Raw genomic sequence first — 1,559 nt, 5'->3', positions numbered from 1 at the left:
TAGAGCAAGATGATATTCAAGAGATAGAACCTGAACAAGAAGTGCCTATTGACAATTCGGCCCGGCTAGAGGCTAAAAATCTCTATTTAGATTATTACCTCGCTTCTCAAACCTCCGGATCAGACATGTCCTGGACTGGTGATGAACCTTCCTGTGACCCGGGAAACGTCCCAGAACTCACGAAGGCTAAAATACTACAACGTCTGGACTACTACAGAAAGGCAGTAGGTTTAAATAATATAATTTCTGAGAATATTTCGAAAAGTGATAAAGCCCAGATGGCAGCTTTAATTATGAATGCTAATGATCAGCTAGACCACGACCCTCCTTCTTCATGGAAGTGTTATACTACTGAAGGCAATGAAGGAGCTGGTAATTCTCTCCTAACTATGACCAAAAACGCAGAGGCTATAGATTCATACATAAGAGACCAGGGAGCAGATAATGGCCCTGTAGGCCATAGGAGGTGGTTGTTATGGCCCCGTTTACAGGAAATAGGCATTGGTAACACAAATAGATCAAATGCCATATGGGTGTTGGGAAATGCAGGCACCCCCCCGTCTGACGTTCCCGATTTTGTCTCCTGGCCACCTAAAGGTTTTATTCCAGATAGGCTTGTTTTTCCAAGATGGTCGTTCTCAATTGCCGGGGCAAATTTCTCTGCTACTACGGTTTCAATGCTGGATTCAAATAACAATGCTATAAATCTTCAAATTGAGGAATTAAGTAATTCCTATGGCGACCCTACCGTTGTTTGGATACCTGAAAACATCAATACTAATATAACTGCCGACACATCCTACACAATTACCCTTAAAAATGTGGAGCTTAGTGGGGTGTTAATGGATTATTCCTACCAGGTTACCTTGTTTGACCCTAATAATTGACCTGACCAAGATCATTTCATAAGATTAATCCCTTTTATACTTTTAACCAGAGTTACGCTACAAAGCGTAAAATTTATCAACATCTAAAATCTGGAATTATGAAAAAATTTATTCTTAGTTTATTGGTTATTGGCCTAACTAGCCAGGTATATTCACAAATTACCAAAGTGGAAGAACTATCTGAAGTTGTAGTTACAGCTGTGAACTACAAATACTTAAACCAAACGGATAACAAAGTGGCTGCAGTACCTGTCCAAATGCTTCAACGTAAGGTTGCCGCATATGATGTAACTACTAAAGAATATTATCAGGATGATTATGACTACTATACTGTGGAATTCTATATTCCCGATGGAAAGATCGTTGCCGCATATGATCCTGATGGCAAGATTCTGAGAACTATTGAAAAATACAACGACATTAAATTACCAGACGCTGTATCTAAAGCATTGTTAGAGCGTTTTCCTAACTGGGAAATAGTAAGTGATGTTTATCGGGTTACTTATTCAGATAAAAAGGGTGCCAAAAAGCATTATAAACTTAAATTGCAAAATGGGGATAAAACAATGAAAGTTAAGATGAATGAAGACGGAGAATTTCTATAATTCTTATCCGTTACAACAGTTAAAGTTGACCCCATAAATAGCAACTTTGAAAAGGCCAGGTGTTCAT

At 38.6% G+C, this 1,559-nt stretch carries 2 protein-coding genes; both read left to right on the top strand.

Features of this window, described 5'->3' with window-relative positions; all coding sequences use genetic code 11:
- Window positions 1-887: CAP domain-containing protein (locus WBN20_RS03550; RefSeq protein ID WP_424280722.1), on the top strand; the 887-nt coding region annotated here is incomplete at its 5' end.
- A 98-nt stretch (window positions 888-985) separates the two neighbouring features.
- Entirely contained in the window at window positions 986-1,492 is a 507-nt protein-coding gene (locus WBN20_RS03545) for a nicotinate-nucleotide adenylyltransferase (protein ID WP_424280721.1), read from the top strand.
- Window positions 1,493-1,559 lie beyond the last annotated feature (67 nt).

The sequence above is a fragment of the Eudoraea sp. genome (genome assembly GCF_049665975.1).
Lineage (GTDB): Bacteria > Bacteroidota > Bacteroidia > Flavobacteriales > Flavobacteriaceae > Eudoraea.
Note: the sequence above shows the minus strand (reverse complement) of the source record. Positions and strands in the feature narration are given on the sequence as shown.

Coding starts and splice junctions, on each gene's coding strand:
- WBN20_RS03545 (WP_424280721.1), top strand. CDS start 986: ATGAAAAAATTTATTCTTAGTTTATTGGTTATTGGCCTAACTAGCCAG.